The 17,039-nt window shown below is 67.0% G+C and carries 18 protein-coding genes; 10 read left to right on the forward strand and 8 right to left on the reverse strand.

What is annotated here, in order from left to right; translation table 11 throughout:
- Positions 1 to 36 precede the first annotated feature (36 nt).
- Both HV681_RS07335 and HV681_RS07340 read right to left on the reverse strand, forming a co-directional pair.
- Positions 37 to 2,388 carry a cytochrome P450/oxidoreductase gene (locus HV681_RS07335; RefSeq protein WP_175122444.1) on the reverse strand — a complete coding sequence of 784 codons (2,352 nt, stop codon included), beginning with the start codon at positions 2,386 to 2,388 and terminating at the stop codon, positions 37 to 39.
- Positions 2,389 to 2,505: 117 nt separating this feature from the next.
- Positions 2,506 to 3,495 (reverse strand): Bug family tripartite tricarboxylate transporter substrate binding protein, encoded by a 990-nt coding sequence (locus tag HV681_RS07340; protein WP_105240652.1) that lies wholly within the window; start codon positions 3,493 to 3,495, stop codon positions 2,506 to 2,508.
- Between the two features lie 160 nt (positions 3,496 to 3,655).
- On the opposite strand from HV681_RS07340, the gene HV681_RS07345 reads away from it, so the two are divergent.
- Complete coding sequence (locus tag HV681_RS07345) at positions 3,656 to 4,498, forward strand: IclR family transcriptional regulator (protein ID WP_175122445.1); 843 nt, start codon at positions 3,656 to 3,658, stop codon at positions 4,496 to 4,498.
- A gap of 37 nt (positions 4,499 to 4,535) precedes the next feature.
- Here HV681_RS07345 and HV681_RS07350 read toward each other — a convergent pair whose 3' ends face one another.
- Both HV681_RS07350 and HV681_RS07355 read right to left on the reverse strand, forming a co-directional pair.
- Positions 4,536 to 5,573 (reverse strand): T6SS phospholipase effector Tle1-like catalytic domain-containing protein, encoded by a 1,038-nt coding sequence (locus HV681_RS07350; protein ID WP_175122446.1) that lies wholly within the window; start codon positions 5,571 to 5,573, stop codon positions 4,536 to 4,538.
- A 317-nt stretch (positions 5,574 to 5,890) separates the two neighbouring features.
- Positions 5,891 to 6,316, reverse strand: a complete 426-nt coding sequence (locus HV681_RS07355) for an organic hydroperoxide resistance protein (RefSeq protein WP_175122447.1) — start codon at positions 6,314 to 6,316, stop codon at positions 5,891 to 5,893.
- A 251-nt stretch (positions 6,317 to 6,567) separates the two neighbouring features.
- Between HV681_RS07355 and HV681_RS07360 the strand changes: the two genes are divergently transcribed.
- Positions 6,568 to 7,314: a 5'-methylthioadenosine/adenosylhomocysteine nucleosidase gene (locus HV681_RS07360; RefSeq protein ID WP_175122448.1), complete on the forward strand. Its 747-nt coding sequence runs from the start codon at positions 6,568 to 6,570 to the stop codon at positions 7,312 to 7,314.
- 9 nt (positions 7,315 to 7,323) lie between these two features.
- Here HV681_RS07360 and HV681_RS07365 read toward each other — a convergent pair whose 3' ends face one another.
- The 3 genes from HV681_RS07365 to HV681_RS28020 form a co-directional block, all read right to left on the reverse strand.
- Entirely contained in the window at positions 7,324 to 8,649 is a 1,326-nt protein-coding gene (locus tag HV681_RS07365) for a sensor histidine kinase (protein ID WP_175122449.1), read from the reverse strand.
- A complete protein-coding gene (locus HV681_RS07370; protein WP_175122450.1) occupies positions 8,646 to 9,386 on the reverse strand; it encodes a response regulator in 741 nt (246 codons plus the stop codon). Before HV681_RS07370 ends, HV681_RS07365 begins: the two co-directional genes overlap by 4 nt.
- A gap of 68 nt (positions 9,387 to 9,454) precedes the next feature.
- Entirely contained in the window at positions 9,455 to 9,586 is a 132-nt protein-coding gene (locus HV681_RS28020) for a hypothetical protein (protein ID WP_255595163.1), read from the reverse strand.
- A 173-nt stretch (positions 9,587 to 9,759) separates the two neighbouring features.
- Between HV681_RS28020 and HV681_RS07375 the strand changes: the two genes are divergently transcribed.
- The 8 genes from HV681_RS07375 to HV681_RS07410 all read left to right on the forward strand — a co-directional run bounded on the left by HV681_RS07375 (position 9,760) and on the right by HV681_RS07410 (position 16,009).
- A complete protein-coding gene (locus tag HV681_RS07375) occupies positions 9,760 to 10,446 on the forward strand; it encodes a cytochrome c biogenesis CcdA family protein (protein WP_175122451.1) in 687 nt (228 codons plus the stop codon).
- 71 nt (positions 10,447 to 10,517) lie between these two features.
- Entirely contained in the window at positions 10,518 to 10,991 is a 474-nt protein-coding gene (locus HV681_RS07380) for a thioredoxin family protein (RefSeq protein ID WP_414632014.1), read from the forward strand.
- A gap of 144 nt (positions 10,992 to 11,135) precedes the next feature.
- Entirely contained in the window at positions 11,136 to 12,116 is a 981-nt protein-coding gene (locus tag HV681_RS07385; RefSeq protein ID WP_175122453.1) for a Bug family tripartite tricarboxylate transporter substrate binding protein, read from the forward strand.
- A 54-nt stretch (positions 12,117 to 12,170) separates the two neighbouring features.
- A complete protein-coding gene (locus HV681_RS07390; RefSeq protein WP_175122803.1) occupies positions 12,171 to 13,130 on the forward strand; it encodes a tripartite tricarboxylate transporter substrate binding protein in 960 nt (319 codons plus the stop codon).
- Positions 13,131 to 13,167: 37 nt separating this feature from the next.
- Entirely contained in the window at positions 13,168 to 13,812 is a 645-nt protein-coding gene (locus tag HV681_RS07395) for a flavin reductase family protein (protein WP_175122454.1), read from the forward strand.
- 37 nt (positions 13,813 to 13,849) lie between these two features.
- A complete protein-coding gene (locus HV681_RS07400; protein ID WP_175122455.1) occupies positions 13,850 to 14,464 on the forward strand; it encodes a glutathione S-transferase family protein in 615 nt (204 codons plus the stop codon).
- A gap of 13 nt (positions 14,465 to 14,477) precedes the next feature.
- Positions 14,478 to 15,089 carry a carboxymuconolactone decarboxylase family protein gene (locus HV681_RS07405; RefSeq protein WP_175122804.1) on the forward strand — a complete coding sequence of 204 codons (612 nt, stop codon included), beginning with the start codon at positions 14,478 to 14,480 and terminating at the stop codon, positions 15,087 to 15,089.
- Positions 15,086 to 16,009 (forward strand): amidohydrolase family protein, encoded by a 924-nt coding sequence (locus tag HV681_RS07410; RefSeq protein ID WP_175122456.1) that lies wholly within the window; start codon positions 15,086 to 15,088, stop codon positions 16,007 to 16,009. The genes HV681_RS07405 and HV681_RS07410 overlap by 4 nt, the downstream gene beginning before the upstream one ends.
- A gap of 22 nt (positions 16,010 to 16,031) precedes the next feature.
- Here HV681_RS07410 and HV681_RS07415 read toward each other — a convergent pair whose 3' ends face one another.
- On the reverse strand, positions 16,032 to 16,994 hold the full coding sequence (locus HV681_RS07415; protein WP_175122457.1) for a LysR family transcriptional regulator: 963 nt from the start codon (positions 16,992 to 16,994) through the stop codon (positions 16,032 to 16,034).
- Positions 16,995 to 17,039: the final 45 nt, after the last annotated feature.

Here is a 17,039-nt window from a genome sequence, read left to right on the forward strand (position 1 = left end):
GGATAGCCCCGGCGTGCGCGCCGGGGCGTTTTTTTGCTACAGCTCCAGCACCACCTTCTTGCCCCCGCACGATCGCGAGCAGCAGGCCATCATCTTGTTGTTTGCCTCGCGTTCCGCGCGCGTCAGCACCACGTCGCGATGGTCGATGTCGCCTTCCAGCACGCGCACCTCGCACGATCCGCACAACCCTTCCTCGCAATCGCTCTGCACATCGATATTGGCGCCGCGCAATGCGGTCAGCAGCGTCTGGTCCGCGGGCACGTTGAGGACAATCCCCGAATCCTTCAGCACCACCTCAAAGGCCTGTTCCTTCGACGGGTCCAGCGTGCCCAGCGTGGAATGGAAGTGCTCCACCCGCAGCGTATCTTCCGGCCATGCCGCGCAGCAGCCGGCCAGCGCATCCAGCAGACCCTGCGGACCGCACGCATACACCTGCGCGCCGGCGCGCGGCTCGGCGAGCAGGGCGGCATAGTCCGCGCGAGTGCCCTCGTCTTTGACGTGCAGATGCAGGTGATCTCCGTGCAGCGACGCCAGTTCGTCCGCCAGCGCCATGCAAGCTCGCGAGCGACCGCTGTAATGCAGTTCGTAGTCCAGCCCCAGCTCCCGCGCACGCCGCGCCATGGCGCTGATGGGCGTGATGCCGATGCCGCCCGCGATCAGGATGAGTTTTGAAGCCGTTTCGTCCAGACGGAAGTGATTGCGTGGTCCACGAATGCGCAGGCGCGCGCCGGGCGTGGCGTTCGCGTGCATCCAGGCGGAACCGCCGCGGCCATTTTCTTCGCGCAGCACGGCAATTTCAAAGACGCCGGTCTCGGCCGGATCGCCGCACAGCGAATACTGTCGCGACAGGCCGGTATCGCCGCATTCCACGTCGATGTGCGATCCGGGCGACCAGCGGGGCAGGGGCTTGCCGTCCGGCGACACCAGGCGCAGCCGCACGATGCCGTCGGCCGCCGTTTCTGCGCTGTGCACCACGACCGGCCGGGTGATGGCGTGTGAGGACGGCTCGCCAATGCGCACGGGGTGCCTGTTTTCCAGCAGCGAAGGATTTGCACGTTCCGGATTCTGCGCCGGATCCCATTCAACCCAGAGATGTTCCGGGCCGCGGAACGAGGTGTTCGGCACATACGTAAACGCCTGTTCCGCCAGCTTCAGATGGGGCAAGCGGCGCGTCAGCTCTTCCAGGAAGATCTGCATCTCCATGCGCGCCAGATTCTTGCCCATGCACTGGTGCGAGCCATACCCGAAGGTGAGCTGGTCGCTGGCGTTTTCGCGGCGGATGTCGAAGAGGTCGGCGTCTTCAAACTGGCCCTCGTCATGGTTGGCCGACGAGGTCACGATCAGCAGCTTGGAGCCGGCCGGAATCGCCACGCCCGCGATCTCCACGTCGCGCGTCGCCAGCCGCCGCCAGGCAGCCACCGAGCCGTTGTGCCGCAGGCATTCCTCGACCGCGTTCGGGATCAGGTTCGGATCCTCGCAGATCTCGCGCCAGGCCTGGGGATGCTGCAGCAGCAGCTTGATCGCGTTGGCCGACGCGTTGGCGGTGGTCTCGTGCGCCGCGACGATGCCGGCCATCATCATCGAATGCAGGTACGAGTCGGTGACCACCTCCGGATGCGTTTGCTGCTTGCGCAGGCCGTATTGCATCCAGCCGGGGCCGGACGGGTCCTGCCGCATCTTGTCCAGGATCTTGCCGGCCAACTGCCAGAAATTTCCGACCGCGTGGGCGACGGCAACCTGTGCTTCCGGCTTGGGCCGGCCCCAGGTGTTCACCGTGTGCGCGATGGAATACTGGCGCAGCAGATCCATGTCTTCTTCGGGCACGCCCAGGAAGTGCAGCGCCACCGTCAGCGGCACTTCCCACAGCATCTGGTCCACGAGATCGGCGCGGCCGTCGTCGATGAAGCGGTCCACGTAGTCGCGCGTCAGGCGTCGCACCATCGGTTCGTGGTGCTTCAATTCTTCAGGCGTGAACGGGTCCATCAACACGCGGCGGCGCGGCATGTGCGCGGGCTCGTCCTCGTTCACCAGCGTGCGATTCATGGCGTAGCCGTACGACGCCAGCACCGCGTTGGCTTCCGGCCCCGTCGGCGTGATCTTCTCCAGCGCGATGGACGGGCTGAAGGTGATGTTGTCGCGGAAGATCGCCTTGATGTCGTCGTAGCGCGTCACGACCCAGTAACCCAGTTGCGGGCTGTAGAACACCGGCTCTTGCTCGCGCGCCCAACGCACGTATTCCGGCGGGTCCTGCTGATAGCCGTCGCCAAAGGGATCGAACGCGGCGGCGCGCGCGCTGACCGGACAGCCCGTCGGGCTCTGCGCCGCAGCCAACGCGGCGTGATCGATGGGACAGCCCGAGGGGCGCGGGGTGGCGGATGCTTGGTTCATGAGGTCGTTCCGTGTGTTCGTCTTGCGGGCCCGCCGCGGGTTCGGCGTTTGGTGCGCGGCATACGATGTGCGGCGGGCCGGTGATGCGGGTTCAGCGTGATGCCGTGAGCGTGATGCTCAGTCCAGCGTGATGCCCAGATCCTTGATCAGCTTCTGCCAGCGGGCGCGCTCGGCGGTCAGCATCTCGGCGTACTGCGCAGGCGTGTTGCCGATCGGCTCGATGCCGAACTCCACCAGACGCTGGCGCGTGGCCGGGTCATTGATGGTCGCGACCACTTGCTTGTTCAGCGCATCGATCACGGGCTTGGGCGTCGCGGCCGGCACCACCACGCCAACCTGCGCCGCGGCTTCCACGTTCTTCAGGCCGATTTCGGCAAAGGTCGGCACGTCGGGCAGTTGCGGCAGGCGGGTCGGATTGGCGACCGCCAGCGCCTTGACCTTGCCGCCGTTGATGAAGCCGGCGCCAGCGGCCAGATCCACCATCATCGCGGGCACCTGCCCGCCGGCCACGTCCGCCAGGGCGGGCGACGCGCCGCGGTAGGGCACGTGCGTCAGGGTCAGACCCGCTTCAACCTTCAGCAATTCCATCGCCAGGTGGTGCGGACTGCCCGCGCCGGCCGACGCGTAATCCAGGCCTTCCTTGCGCGCCTTGGCTTCCGCCAGGAATTCCTTGGCCGAGTTGACCTTCATGGCCGGACCGACCACCAGGATCATCGGAAACCGTCCCATCAGCGTGACGGGCGCCAGATCCTTCGCCGGGTCGTACGACAACTTCTTGTAGAGGGCCGGGTTGAACACCAGCGTGCCGTTGTCGGCGGACAGCATCGTGTAGCCGTCGGCCGGGGCGCGCGCCGTTTCCGACGCCGCAATCGCCGTGTTGCCGCCCGGCTTGTTCTCGATCACCACCGGCTGGTGCAGACGCCCCGTCAATCCCTGCCCGATGCTGCGCGCCAGGAAATCCGACCCGCCGCCCGCGGCGTACGGCACGATCCAGCGCACGGGCTTGGACGGGTAGTCCGCAGCTGCCTGCTGCGCGGACGCACTGGCACAAGCCAGCAGGGGCAGGGCCATCAGGCCGGCCAGGATGTGGTGTTTAACACTGCGCATGGACAAGTCTCCTCGTTGTGGAATGTCAAAAGTGCATTCCTTATTTGCGTAAAGCATATACGCAATGCGTAATTTTTGAAGAAGGGTTAACCTTAGTGCCGCTCCAGGCTTTCGGACCCTCGTTTGCCGGCGAGCGTCTGCCCCGGAGCCGTTTTTCCCTATGAGCAAAGCCGCCTTGCCGCCTGAATCCGACCTCGAATCCGCCCACGATCCGGCCGCCCGGCCGCGCGAGCGACGGCAGCGGGTCCAGGCGGCGGAAACCGGCATGTCGGTGCTGAAAGGGCTCGCTCGACTAGGCGGCCGCGCCAGTCTCACCGCGCTGGCTGCCCACGTCGGCGAAAGCCCCGCCAAGGTCCACCGCTACCTGATGAGCCTCATCGCCGAAGGCCTGGTCGACCAGGAAGTGGCGACGCAGCAATATCACCTGGGCCTGGAAGCGCTTTATGTCGGGGTAGCCGCCATGCGCCAGGCCGACCCCTTACGGATCGGCGAACCCGCGCTCGTGCGCCTGCGCGAAAGCCTGGCCGTCACGTGCTTTATCGCCGTCATGGGCAACAAGGGTCCGACCATCGTGCGATTCGAGGAGCCCGGCCTGCCGGTCACCGTGAACGTGCGCGTGGGGTCGGTGCTGTCGATGCTGTGGTCGGCGACGGGGCGGGCTTTTCTGGGCCTGCTGGACGAGGCGCCGGTGCGGGCGCTGGCGGAAGCCGAACTGGCCGGCGCACCGGCCGAGCAGCGCGCGCTGCTGGATCGGGATGACCCCATCGGCGTCTTGCGCCGCGATGTTCGGGCGGCGGGATGCGCCACCGTCAAGGACACCAATCTGCGCGGCATCAGCGCCGTGTCGGCGCCGCTGTATGACCACACCGGACGGGTCTGCGCGGTACTGACCGCGCTGGGCGCGACGGGCGGGTTCGACGTGTCCGAGGGCGGGGCGGTGGTGGCCGCGGTTAAGCGCGAGGCGCTGGCGGCCAGTGTGGCGTTGGGGTATGTGGCGGGATGACCCCGCGCAGAATCGACACTGTGTCAGACGCGTGAATCTACCGCCCCACCTCCAGCTTCCCCAACGCATCCCTGAAATCCGGATACTCCTTCAAAAACGCCTGGTTCCGCTCGAACCTCCCGAGCAACCGGTCATCGATCGTCAGATTCAACACCGTCTCCCGATCCCACACCCTGGGCCGACGCTTCACCGGAATCGGCACCTTCTCCGTGAACTCCTTGTACGAATCATGCGGTTCGCACTGTTCATAGTCGGTCGAGATCCGCTGCACCGTCCCCGTCTCTAGCCCCGCCTGCCGCGCCTTTTCCTGCAGCCATGCCGCCGGCAGCGTCTGCAGGCTCCCATCCTGATATCCGCCGCCCACATCGGAATGCGCGCCGATGAACCAGCGCTGTTCCACGGGCAGGTGCGCCGGCCGTGGCGGTGAACCCGCGCGACGAGTCCATAGCGTGGGAAAGTACGGCTCGCGGTATTCGTTGGTGGCGATGGCGTGGTAGGCGTTCAGGACGTGGTTGCTCAGTTCGGTGTCGTGGAAGTTGTAGAAGCTGGAGAAGCCGGGAAATGACACGCCGCCAACGGGGATGCCAAGGCTGCCGACGGTGTCCCAGACGCCGACAAAGTGCAGGTCGGTGTCGCGGGAGAAGCGGTCGCGGAAAGCGGCGGCTTCCAGGGACGATGGGGTGCAGTCGTCGCGGTAGAGCGCGTAGGCTTCCGAGACATTGTTTTCGGTGGGTTCGTTGAGCAAGCCGCACTTACGCACCATGCCCGCCAGGCTGCGGGCGGTGTAGGCGCCGCGGCTGAAGCCGAAGAGAAAGATGCGATCGCCGGGCTCGTGGCGCTGGCAGAGCCAGCGGTAGCCTTCGCGGATGTTGGCCGAGAGGCCTGCGCCGAACGCGCCGCCCATGAATTTGTCGATGGCGGACCACAGGCCCTGGCCTTGTGTCCCCACGCCCTCGATGTAGAGCGTTTCCTGCGTGCTGGTCTCGGGCGCGGCTTTGTAGAGCTCGTAGACGTTGGTGCGGTCGTTGGGTTCGTTCCACGTACCGTCGAAGAATACGGCGAGGTTCTTCACCATGATCGTCTCCCCACACACAGATAAAGGCTTGCGATACCTATGCTGCCGGCTGGGACAACGCCTGCGTGAGGCAAGCTAGCACGCGGCGTGTCGAAGGCAGGGCGCGGGGTTTCCCTGCTGCATGTTCATACACCACCTTTCTGCCTAGCCCCGCGTGCGCGACATTGCGTGCTGGCGGCATTCTGCGCGGCGTACCGTTTTCAAGAGTACGCCTTTACTACCGCATCAGGAGCCATCCGAAGCGTTTGCGGATGGTATCCAGGACAAGAAAAAAAGCGGCCCGAAGGCCGCCGTAGCAAACAGGGACAATCCCCGCTTCAGACGATCTGGAATTGCACATCGATGTTGTCGCGAATCGCGCGCGAATAAGGGCACAACTGGTGCGCCGATTCGACCAGCAACTGCTTCTGCTCGCCGGTCAATCCCGGCAGCGAAACGGCCAGCGTGACGCCGAGCGCGAAGTTGGCGCCGTTATCGACCTTGCCCAGCGACACGCTGGCGTCGATGGCGATATCGCGCGGCACGGTGATGTTGTGAGTGGCGCCGGCGCGCTTGATCGCGCCCATGAAGCAGGCCGAGTAGCCCACGCCAAAAAGCTGTTCGGGATTGGTGCCGGGCTTGCCGGATCCGGGCGTGCTCAGCGTGACGTCCAGCGCGCCGTCGCTGCTGCGTCCCGCGCCTTCGCGGCCGGCGGTGGTGTGGGTGTGGGCGGTGTAGAGAACCTGCTCGAGTTGCTTGGCCATGATGACTCCAGGAAGATCGGCGCGGCGCGGCCGTGCCTGTGGTTGAGAGCCTGCATTGCATCAAGCGGCTGTATCGGTCATGTGTCGGCGCCGGGGCGGGATGGCATCACCGCGTATCCAGGACCGGTCCGGATACGCTGCGATACAAACCGCGTCATTGGCGGACGCGGCGGCATTGGAGTATGTTGCGCGCTGGCGGCACGGGCCGCATTACGCAACGATCAAGCAACGATCACGGAAAAGCACACATCATGGGACGTCTCGCCATCCTGGGCGCGCTGCACGAAGAAATCGCCGACCTGCTGGCGGCCATGGATCCCGGCGCCGAAACGCGCCGCATCGCCATGCGCGATTTTCAGCTGGGCACGCTGTGGGGCACGCCCTGCGTGATCGCGCTCAGCCGTATCGGCAAGGTGGCCGCGGCGGCGACGGCGTCCATCGTCATTCAGGAGTTCGGCGTGTCGCGCGTGCTGTTCACGGGCCTGGCGGGCGGGCTGCATCCGCAGGTGCGCGTCGGCGACATCGTCGTGGCGGATGCCTTGATGCAGCACGACATGGACGCGCGGCCCTTGTTCGGCCGCCACGAAATCCCGCTGCTGGGGCGCGAGCGCTTCGATGCCGATGCCGCGCTGAGTGCATTGCTGCTGGATAGCGCACGTGACTTCGCGGCCAATGGCGGTTTACCGGGCGCGGCCGCCCAGCCACGCGTTCACCACGGCCTGATCGCGACCGGCGACATTTTCGTCAACGACAACGATCTGGCGCACGATCTGCGCCAACGCCTGCCCGACGCGCTTTGCCTGGAAATGGAAGGTGCAGCGATGGCGCAGGTGTGTCACGAGTTCGGCGTGCCGTTTGCCGTGATGCGCGTGATCTCCGACAGCGCCGATCACGCGGCCAAGACGGACTTCACGGACTTCCTGGTAAACCTGGCGCGGCTGTACACCGCCGGCATCCTGAGGCCGCTGCTACAGTCGGGCGCGCTGCGCGACGCCTGACGATCAACGCTACGCAGCCAGCGGCGCGATCCTGACTTCCGCCGACAGGCCGCCGCCTTCGCGGTTGGCAAGGATCAGCCTGCCGCCCAGCGCCTGTGCAAGCTGATGCGCAATGGCCAGTCCAAGGCCCGTCCCGCCCGTGTCCCGATTACGGGAGCTTTCCAGCCGGTAAAACGGTTGCAGCACCGCGTCCAGTTCGTCTGCCGGGATGCCCGGGCCGCGATCCAGCACATGGATGGATAGCGTCGCGTCGTCCCGTGCCGCCACACGCACTTCGGCGGCGCCCGCGAACTTCAGCGCGTTGTCGATGAGATTGCCCAGGATGCGCCGCAAGGCATGGGGGCGCGTCAACAGCGGCGGGACGGCGTCGCCCGACAGGGACACGTCCTTGCCGGTGTCCTGATAGTCGCAAACCAGACTGTCCAGAAAGGCATTCAGGTCGATCCGCGCGGGCTGCTCGGTCTTGCCGTGGGCGCTGCGCGCATAGTCAATGCCTTCGCGCACCAGCCGCTCGACTTCGTTCAGGTCCTGCGCCAGCTTGTCCCGGTCAGCGGATGCATCCATGAACTCCGTGCGCAGTTTCATGCGGGTGATGGGCGTTTGCAGGTCGTGCGAGATGGCGCCCAGCATCTGCATGCGCTCGGCCAGATGCGCGGCGATGCGGTCCTGCATGGCATTGAAGGCGACGGCGGCGTGCGCGACTTCGGCCGGGCCCGCCTCGTCGAGCAGCGGGCTTTTGTGGTCGGGATCCAGTTCCTCGGCGGCGCGGGCCAGCCGGGTCAGCGGACGCACGGCCAGTCGCACGGCCAGCCAGGCACAGCCGGCCAGCAGCAGCAACTGCACGCCCAGCACGCCAAACAGCCACGGCGCCGGCCGCATCCGCAGCAGTTCGATGTCCAGAATCGCGGGCTGGCCATCGGACAGCACGACACGCGCCTGGATGTGGCGTGGGTCGTCGGCCATGGCTCGGACCGTGACGGGACGCTCCGGCCCCAGCGCGGCCTCGATCGACTGGGCAGCGGTGCGCGCGGCGTCCAGAGACAGCGGCTGGTCGGCCTTGCCGTCGCCCAGCAGATACTGGCGGTTGTTGCTGGACAGGCGCGGCAGCCAGGCGGCGCGCTCGGCGGCGGGCAGGCGGTCCAGGATGTCCATGGCGATGGCGACGTCGCGTTCCAGGTCGCCCAGCATCATGTTGCGGGTGGCGCTGTAGCGTTCGTAGAACAGCGAGGCGAACGACAGGCCGTACGCCAGGATCAGCCCCGCCACGAAGATCAGGAACAGCCGCGCGACCAGCGTGCGGGGCCAGGCGTGACGGCGCGGCGCGGCGGCACTCACGGTTCGCCTTCCGAGACTTCCACCGCCGCGGAAAACACATAGCCTTCGCTACGCACGGTCTTGATGTACAGGGGTTCGCGCGCATCTTCGCGCAGGCGCTGGCGCAGGCGGCTGACCAGGAGGTCGATCGAACGACCGAAGAAGTCGGCGTCGCGGCCCTGCGTCAGGTTCAGCAGCTGGTCGCGGTTCAGCACGCGCTGCGGATGGTCCAGAAAGACGCGCAGCAGCCGGTACTCCGCGCCGCTGAGCGCCACGATGGTGCCTTCGGCGTCCAGCAGGTGCCGCGCCGTGGTGTCCAGCCGCCAGTTTCCAAAGCTGATCTCGCGGCCCGGCTCGGTCACCTGAAAGTTGGGCGGCAGCATGCGCGTGCGACGCAGGATGGCCTTGATGCGCGCCAGCAGCTCGCGCGCCACGAACGGCTTGACCAGGTAATCGTCCGCGCCCATCTCCAGGCCCAGTACGCGGTCCATGTCGTCGCTGCGCGCCGTCAGCATCAGGATCGGGATGCGGCGGTGCTTGCCGCTGCGCAGTTCGCGGCACAGCACCAGGCCATCGTCGCCGGGCATCATGATGTCCAGCACGATCAGATCGACCGTCAGGTTCTCAAGCAGTTGCCGCATCTGCCGTCCGTCGGCGGCCAGCGTGACGGTCAGGCCGTTCTTGCGCAGAAAGCCGCCGGCCAGTTCGCGGATCTCGCGATCGTCGTCCACGATCATGACGTGGTCTATGTGGTCCATCTGCGGGTGCCTTCCTGGTGGGTGATGGCGCGCCCGGCGCGCCGGCGGGGTTCCGGAATTCTATAGGCCTAGCGCTCGCCCGGGGGCAGGGGATCGCGGCGCGGGCGGGTGTTGGAGATGAGCTGGCATTGGAAGGGCTTGGCGGCCTCGGCGGTGAAGCCGCCAAAGAGCAGCAGCAGGACGGCAAGAAAGCGTTTCATGAGGGACTCCGTTGCGGGGTGTGATCGGTTTATAGCGCCGGGCCGCCCGCGGAGTGTGTCGTACTGTATACGGCCTGGCGGCGGATACACGCGCTTGAAAAAATCCGCCGATCCGGCACATGCCGGATACGTGCCACGGGTGCAATGGGGTCACTTTCCAAAGGACGACCCCCATGGACCTCATCAACACCCCCATCGCGTTGCTTGCCGGCATGCTGACCATTGCGTCTCCCTGCGTGCTGCCCCTGTTGCCCGTGCTGCTGGGCACTTCGCTGGAACGGTCCGGCCGCCTGCGCCCCTTGTTTGTCGTGTCCGGCTTCGTGCTGGCGTTCGCCGGCCTGGGCATTGCCCTCAGCCTCATTTCCAATCTGAATGAACACGTGCATGAAGCCGTGCGCTCGACCTCGATCGTCCTGCTGGCGCTGTTCGGCCTGGTGCGGATCTGGCCCGACCCTTACGACCGGCTGATCGCCCGCGTCGGCGGCCCGTTGCAGCGCCTGGCGGCGGCGGGCGGCACGGGCAGCGGCAATGCGGGCGGCTTTGTGCTGGGTCTGTCGCTGGGCGCCGTGTGGACGCCGTGCGCGGGGCCGGTGCTGGCTTCGATCCTGGTGCTGGCGGCCAAGGCGCAGGACCTCGTGCAGTCCAGCACGTTGCTGCTGGTGTTCGCCATCGGCGCCGGCGTCCCGATGCTGGTGATCGCCTACGGCGGGCAGGCCATCGCCACCCGGGTGCGCGGCCTGTCGCGCTACACGCAGCGCTTGCAGCAGGGCTTTGGGGTGCTGCTCGTCCTGACCGCAATCGCCATTTACTTCCAGTACGACGTCCTGGCCTATGCCTGGATCACCAACCTCTTCGCCTGACCCTCAAGGAGATAACCATGTTTGCCACGTTCAAGAAGATTGCCCTGGGCGCGCTGATCGGCGCCTGCCTGATGCAGGGCGCCGCGCAGGCCGCGCCGGCCGCCGCAGTCCCGGCCCCGGAATTCACCGGCATCGAAAAATGGCTCAACAGCGAGCCGCTGACGATGGAATCGCTGCGCGGCAAGGTCGTGCTGGTGGATTTCTGGACCTACACCTGCATCAACTGCATCCGCACGCTGCCTTACGTCACGAGCTGGTATCAGAAGTACAAGGATCAGGGCCTGGTCGTCGTGGGCGTGCACACGCCGGAGTTTCCGTTTGAACGGTCGACCCCGAATGTGGAAAAGGCGCTGCAACGCTTCGGCATCACCTATCCGGTCGCGCAGGACAACCGCTACGCCACCTGGACCGCCTACCGCAACCAGTATTGGCCCGCGGCGTACCTGATCGACAAGCAGGGCAAGGTGGTCTATAGCCACTTCGGCGAAGGCCGGTACAAGGAGACCGAGGCGGAGATCCAGCGGCTGCTGGCTCAACCCGGCTGAGCCCGGACCAAGGCCCGGAGGAAACCCGGGCCAATCCCCCCTCCGCCAAACCCCGCGCAAACCAGATATGCGATCCCGCGCATAGCCCCGGCCCCGCCCCGCGCCTACCATGCTGCAAACACAAGAACGAAGTTTGGAGACAGCATGAAGATCGTTAGCGCGCTGACCGCGGCCGGGCTTTTGCTCGGCGCGGGTCTGTTTTCCGCGGCTGGGGCCGCAGGTTCCTATCCCGACCGGCCCCTGCGGCTGGTCGTTCCCTTTCCGGCCGGCGGGGCCACCGACCTGATGGCTCGGGCGCTGGCGCAAGGGCTGGGCGAGAAGCTGGGCCAGTCCGTGGTGGTGGAAAACCGGGGCGGGGCGGGCGGCTCGATCGGGGCCGAGGCGGTGGCGACCGCCGCGCCGGACGGCTACACCCTGCTGTATTCGACGATGGGTGTGCTGACGATCAATCCATCGCTGTACGCCAAGCTGCGCTATGACCCGCAAAAGAGCTTTGCGCCGGTCTCGCTGACCAACCTGACCGCCAACCTGCTGGTGGTGAACCCGGCACTGAAGGTGAACTCCGTGACGGAGCTTGCCGAGCTTGCCCGCCGCCAGCCCGGCGAGCTGACCTTCAGTTCTTCGGGCAACGGCACGACCAGCCATCTGGCCGGCGAGATGTTCAAGTCCACGGCAGACGTGGATATCCGCCACATTCCGTACAAGGGCACGTCCGGCGCGATCAACGACTTCATGGCCGGCCGCATCTCGATGATGATCGACACCTCGTCCAATTTCGTGGAGCAGGTCAAGGACGGCAAGGTCAAGGCCTTGGGCGTGACGAGCCGCAAGCGCCTGGCGGCGTTGCCCGACGTGCCGTCGATCTCGGAGACGCCGGGTTTCGAGGACTACGAAGTCAGCCTGTGGTCAGGCGTGCTGGCGCCCGCGGGCACGCCGCGCGCCATCATCGATCGGCTCAACGCGGACATCAAAACCGTGATGACGGCGCCGCAGATGGTCGAGCGCATGGCGGGCTACGGCATTCAGACCACGTACAGCACCCCCGAGGAATTCTCCGAACGCATCCGCGCCGACACGCAGAAGTGGGCGCGCATCATCGACGCGTCCGGCGCGCGCGCGGACTGAGCACCGGCCCGCCTGGCCATCGCATCTCCAACCAACGGAACGACCATGCCTTCGATGATCCGAGCTTTGCTGGCGGCGGCTGCCGCACTGTCCTTCGCGTCCGCCCCGGCCGCCGCCGCGTACCCGGACCATCCCATTACGTTGATCAATCCGTACGCCGCCGGCGGTCCGGCCGACGTGGTGGCGCGCAGCCTGGCGCGCGCGCTGGAAAAGCGCCTGGGCCAGCCGGTCGTGGTCGAGAACAAGCCGGGCGGCGGCGCATCCATCGGAACGGGCTTCGTGGCGCGCGCCAAGCCGGACGGCTACACGCTGCTGCTCGGCACGTCGGCCGGCCACGTCGTGACGCCGCTGATGCAGAAGACGATATACGACGGCATCCAGGGCTTCGAGTTCTGCTCGGTGGTGGCGGTGCAGCCCATCATGCTGGTCGTCAACCCGTCGCGCGGCATCAGGACGGTGCCTGACCTGATCGCCCGCGCCAAGGCGGAACCCGGCAAGCTCAGCTACGGGTCGGCGGGCGTCGGAGGGGCCACGCACCTGGGCGCGGAACTGTTCCAGCAGGCCGCGCACGTGCAGCTCAATCACATTCCCTATGCCGGCGCGTCGCCTGCGATCAACGACGCGGTGGGCGGGCAGATCGACCTGGCCATGTTGAACCTGTCCGCCAGCCTGCCGTTCATCCGCCAGGGCCGGCTGGTGCCGTTGGCGTATGCGGCCGACAAGCGCTCGCCGCTGTTGCCCGACGTGCCCACGCTGGACGAGGCCGGCGTGAAAGGGGCGCAGGCCGCCACCTGGTACAGCTTGGCCGCGCCTGCCGGCACGCCGCCCGACATCGTGCAGAAGCTGAGCGACACCGTCCGAAGCGTGAACGACGATCCCGACTACCGCCGCATCATGCAGGACCAGGCGATAGAGTTGATGGCGCTGTCTCCCCAGGATGCCGGCGCCTACGTCCGGAAGGACCGCGCCGACATGCAGCGGCTGCTGGGCACACTGGGGCTGCTGGCCAAATGATTCCCCACTTTCCTGCGCCGCGATAGGCGCCCGCACCATGAACTTCGACTTCAGCAAGCTGGCCTCGGCCGACGCCTTCAAGCTGCTCTCCAGCGTGGTCGTGCCCCGGCCCATCGCCTGGGTGGTCAGCCAGTCGGAAGCGGGCGTGCGCAATGCCGCGCCGTTCTCGTTCTTCAACGTGGTCAGCAGCGACCCGCCCATCGTCGCGCTGGGCATCGGACCGCGCGGCGGGCAATTGAAGGACACCTCGCGCAACATCCTGCAGACGCGGCAGTTCGTGATCAACCTGGTGTCCGCGGAGCTGGCCGAACAGATGAATCACACCAGCCTGGACTACGACGCCGGCATCGACGAACTGGCGCGCGCCGGGCTGGCGACCGAACCGTCCCTGATCGTGGCGCCGCCGCGCATCGCGCAGAGTCCGGCCGCGCTGGAATGCGAGGTCTGGCAGGTGCTGGACGCAGCGCCGCAGCGCGTGATTGTGTTGGCGCGGGTGGTCGCGCTGTACCTGCGGGACGACGCCTTGCTCGATGCCGGCAAGTTCTATGTGGACACGCCCGCGCTGCGCCTGCTGGGCCGCATGCACGGCGCGGGCTGGTACGCACATACCAGCGATCTATTTCAGATGCGCACGCCCGACGCGGCCAACGATCCCGCCGTGCGGCCCGCGCAGGGGCATTGAATGCCCCGCAGACCTTGAACCCTTTTGGAGCCTGTCGATGAAACTGCATTGGTCGCCGCGATCGCCCTTCGTGCGCAAGGTGATGATCGTCATTCACGAGGCCGGCATCGAGGACCGCGTGGCGCTGGTGCGCACGCCGGTCGCGATGGACAAGCCCAACCTGGATCTGGTGCCCGACAATCCGCTGATCAAGCTGCCTACGCTGGTCCTGGACGACGGCACGGCGTTGTACGACTCGCGCGTCATCTGCGCCTACCTGGACACGCTGACGGGCTGCGGCCTGTTGCCGGACGATGCTCAGGCTCGCCTGACCGCCGAACGCCGCCAGGCCCTGGGAGACGGTTTCCTGGACGCGCTGCTGCTGTTCCGCCAGGAACGCAACAAGCCCGCCGAGCGCCAGACGCCCGCGTGGCTCGACGCCTTTGCGCTGAAAACCCGAGCGGTGCTTGCCGCGCTGGAAGCCGAGGCGCCGGCGCTGCAGGCCAGCGGCTTCGACCTGGGCCTGATCGCCATCGGTTGCGCGCTGTCGTACATGGACTATCGTTTCCCGGACATCACCTGGCGCGACGGCCACCCGGCGTTGGCGGCGTGGCACGCGCGGTTCGCCGCCCGGCCCTCGGTAATGCGCACGCAACCCGACGAAACCCCGTGAACAGAGGACGATGATGAGCCGTATCCCGCTACCCGATCCCGCCACCATGACCGATGCGCAGAAGGGCGTGTACGAGAAGATCGTCTCCGGTCCGCGCGGCCGCCTCGTCGGTCCCCTGCGCGCCGCGCTGCACAATCCTGATCTGGCCGATCGCTGGCAGGCGCTGGGGGCGCTGCTGCGCTTTGGCACCAGCCTGCCGCCCCGCGTCAGCGAGCTTGCCATCGTGGTGACGGCGCGCCGCTGGAACAGCCAGATCGAGTGGCATATCCATGCGCAAGCCGCCCGGGCCGCAGGCATCTCGGATGCCGTGCTGGACGCGATACGGGCCCGCGTGACGCCGGTATTCGACAACCGCGACGACGAAATCGTCTATGAGTTCGCGCGGCAGCTCCAGGAGACCGGGCAGGTCGAACCAGTCCTGTATGCGCAGGCGGTCGAGCGCTGGGCCGCCGTTGGCGTGGTGGAACTGACCGCTGTGATCGGCTACTACACGATGGTGTCCATGACGCTGAACGCGCACGAGATCCCGATGCCCGACGACGCGCCGCCGCCGCTGGATACACCGGCGCAGGATGGCGCGCCGGCGCTCAGCCGCCTGGCGCCGCTGGCCGGGAGCGCATCATGAGCGCCGCCGGCAACCCCAGCCCCGGCGCGCAGGCGCGCGCCTACGTGCCGGACAGCGTGGAGACGCCGCGCATGCCCGTGACACCCCGCCATACGCTGCCGGCGGGGGCGTGCGATACGCATTGCCACGTCTTCGGGCCCTACGAACGCTTTCCATTGCAGCATCCGTCGTCCTACGCCGCGCCGGACGCGCCGGCCGAACGCTATCTGCGCATGCTGGACACGTTGGGCGCCGCGCGGGGCGTGCTGGTGCAACCGGCGCCCTACGGGACGAATCCGGACGCGTTGCTGGCCGCCGTGGCGCAGGGCGGAGAGCGCCTGCGCGGAATTGCCGTGGCGGACCCCACGGCCACCGATGCGAAATTGCAGGCCCTTTACGACGGCGGCGTGCGCGGCCTGCGCTTTGTCGAGGCGCGCGATCCGGCGGGCAACCTGTTTGCCGGCAGCGTGGGATTCGATCAGGTGGCGGCGCTTGCGCCGCGCATGAAGCGGTTCGGCCTGCATGCGCAGCTTTGGGCGCCGTGCGATACCTACCTGCGCCATCTGCCTGCACTGGCCAAGCTGGATCTGCCGCTGGTCATCGACCACCTGGGCAGCCTCGTGCCCGCGCGCGGCGCCGAGGACCCGGTGTTCCAGATGCTGCACGGCCTGCTGGCCGATGGGCGGATCTGGATGAAGCTGACCGTATGCCGGGTCGGCACCGCGCCTGACTACGAAAACGCGCGCGGCATCCACGACGCCTTCACCCGCGCCAATCCGGACCAGGTGCTGTGGGGGTCGGACTGGCCCTTTGTGCGCATGGGCGCGGCGGCGCCGTCGGCCGATGCGCTGGTGGATCTGGCGCACGATTGGCTGGGCAACGACGCGTTGCGCAGGAAGGTTTGGGTCGACAACCCCGCGCGCCTGTACGGATTCAGGTAAGCGCCCGCACGCCGGCCCGGGTTTACGGGCTGGCGTGCCAGACGCCTTCGCCGCCGATCTCGCGCACCAGCGTCTGGATCTGGGAGGCCACCTCCATGACCGTGCGGCCCGGCCCCTTCGAGCGCGAGAACGCCATGGAGACGATGCGGCTCATCGTCGGATCGCGCAGCGCGGCAATGCTGAGGCGGCCTTCCTGCACCTCCTGCCATACCGCGTGCAGCGGCAGCACGGTGTACATCTTTTCGTGTTCGACGATGGACTTCATCAACGGCAGGGAGTCGGCCTCGATCAGCGGAGAGATGGCGATCTTGCGCGCCCGCGCCAGCCCGTCCAGCGCGTTGCGCAAACCGTTGGGCGCGCCCGGCAGGATGAAGGGCAGGCCATCGAGCTTGTCGAAGGTGATCTCGCCCGCCTGCGTGCGCGCGTCGCCCGCGGCGCCGACCAGGTACGAGTCCACGGAGGCCAGCGCCTGTTCGCCGGGCGGGCATTTGTCGCCGTAGCGATAAAGAATGGCGATGTCCACGCGGCTGTCGGTCAGCCATTCCTCGATCTGGCCGCTGGAGCCTTCCAGGATCTTGAGATGCACCTTCGGGAATTGCTCGCGCAGCCGGGAGAACAGCCTGCGGATGAGCGGGTGCGCGGTTGAAGGCAACAGTCCCAGCGTGACCTCGCCGGCAGGCTCGCGCGCCTCGCCGTTCAGTTCCATTTCCAGGCGTTCGGCGTCGCCCAGCAGCGTCTGCACCAGCGGGAACAGGCGCTCGCCCACTTCAGACAGGTTCACGCCGCGCCCAGTGCGGTTGAAGAGCCGCGCATTGCACTCGCGCTCGAGCGCATTGATGCGGCGGCTCAGCACCGACTGGTCCTGGTCCAGGTACAGCGCCGCGCGCGTGATGCTGCCCAGTTCCGCGATGGCCAGGAAGGCCCGCCATTTATGAAGGTCGGCGGTCAGGTCCAGGCTCAGGCCCGTGGCTTTTGCTGATGGCATGGTCGATGGCGCAGGTCGGCAGTCGTGGGAATCGGCATAAGCGTA

This window comes from Achromobacter animicus (assembly GCF_902859585.1).
GTDB classification, from domain to species: Bacteria; Pseudomonadota; Gammaproteobacteria; order Burkholderiales; family Burkholderiaceae_B; genus Achromobacter; species Achromobacter animicus.

Bases quoted from the DNA above. Each gene is read 5' to 3' on its own strand.
- HV681_RS07340 (WP_105240652.1), bottom strand. From the start codon at position 3,495: ATGCGCAGTGTTAAACACCACATCCTGGCCGGCCTGATGGCCCTGCCC.
- HV681_RS07335 (WP_175122444.1), bottom strand. From the start codon at position 2,388: ATGAACCAAGCATCCGCCACCCCGCGCCCCTCGGGCTGTCCCATCGAT.
- HV681_RS07400 (WP_175122455.1), top strand. From the start codon at position 13,850: ATGAAACTGCATTGGTCGCCGCGATCGCCCTTCGTGCGCAAGGTGATG.
- HV681_RS07415 (WP_175122457.1), bottom strand. From the start codon at position 16,994: ATGCCATCAGCAAAAGCCACGGGCCTGAGCCTGGACCTGACCGCCGAC.
- HV681_RS28020 (WP_255595163.1), bottom strand. From the start codon at position 9,586: ATGAAACGCTTTCTTGCCGTCCTGCTGCTGCTCTTTGGCGGCTTCACC.
- HV681_RS07395 (WP_175122454.1), top strand. From the start codon at position 13,168: ATGAACTTCGACTTCAGCAAGCTGGCCTCGGCCGACGCCTTCAAGCTG.
- HV681_RS07405 (WP_175122804.1), top strand. From the start codon at position 14,478: ATGAGCCGTATCCCGCTACCCGATCCCGCCACCATGACCGATGCGCAG.
- HV681_RS07360 (WP_175122448.1), top strand. From the start codon at position 6,568: ATGGGACGTCTCGCCATCCTGGGCGCGCTGCACGAAGAAATCGCCGAC.
- HV681_RS07385 (WP_175122453.1), top strand. From the start codon at position 11,136: ATGAAGATCGTTAGCGCGCTGACCGCGGCCGGGCTTTTGCTCGGCGCG.
- HV681_RS07410 (WP_175122456.1), top strand. From the start codon at position 15,086: ATGAGCGCCGCCGGCAACCCCAGCCCCGGCGCGCAGGCGCGCGCCTAC.
- HV681_RS07380 (WP_414632014.1), top strand. From the start codon at position 10,518: ATGCAGGGCGCCGCGCAGGCCGCGCCGGCCGCCGCAGTCCCGGCCCCG.
- HV681_RS07375 (WP_175122451.1), top strand. From the start codon at position 9,760: ATGGACCTCATCAACACCCCCATCGCGTTGCTTGCCGGCATGCTGACC.
- HV681_RS07355 (WP_175122447.1), bottom strand. From the start codon at position 6,316: ATGGCCAAGCAACTCGAGCAGGTTCTCTACACCGCCCACACCCACACC.
- HV681_RS07345 (WP_175122445.1), top strand. From the start codon at position 3,656: ATGAGCAAAGCCGCCTTGCCGCCTGAATCCGACCTCGAATCCGCCCAC.
- HV681_RS07350 (WP_175122446.1), bottom strand. From the start codon at position 5,573: ATGGTGAAGAACCTCGCCGTATTCTTCGACGGTACGTGGAACGAACCC.
- HV681_RS07390 (WP_175122803.1), top strand. From the start codon at position 12,171: ATGATCCGAGCTTTGCTGGCGGCGGCTGCCGCACTGTCCTTCGCGTCC.
- HV681_RS07370 (WP_175122450.1), bottom strand. From the start codon at position 9,386: ATGGACCACATAGACCACGTCATGATCGTGGACGACGATCGCGAGATC.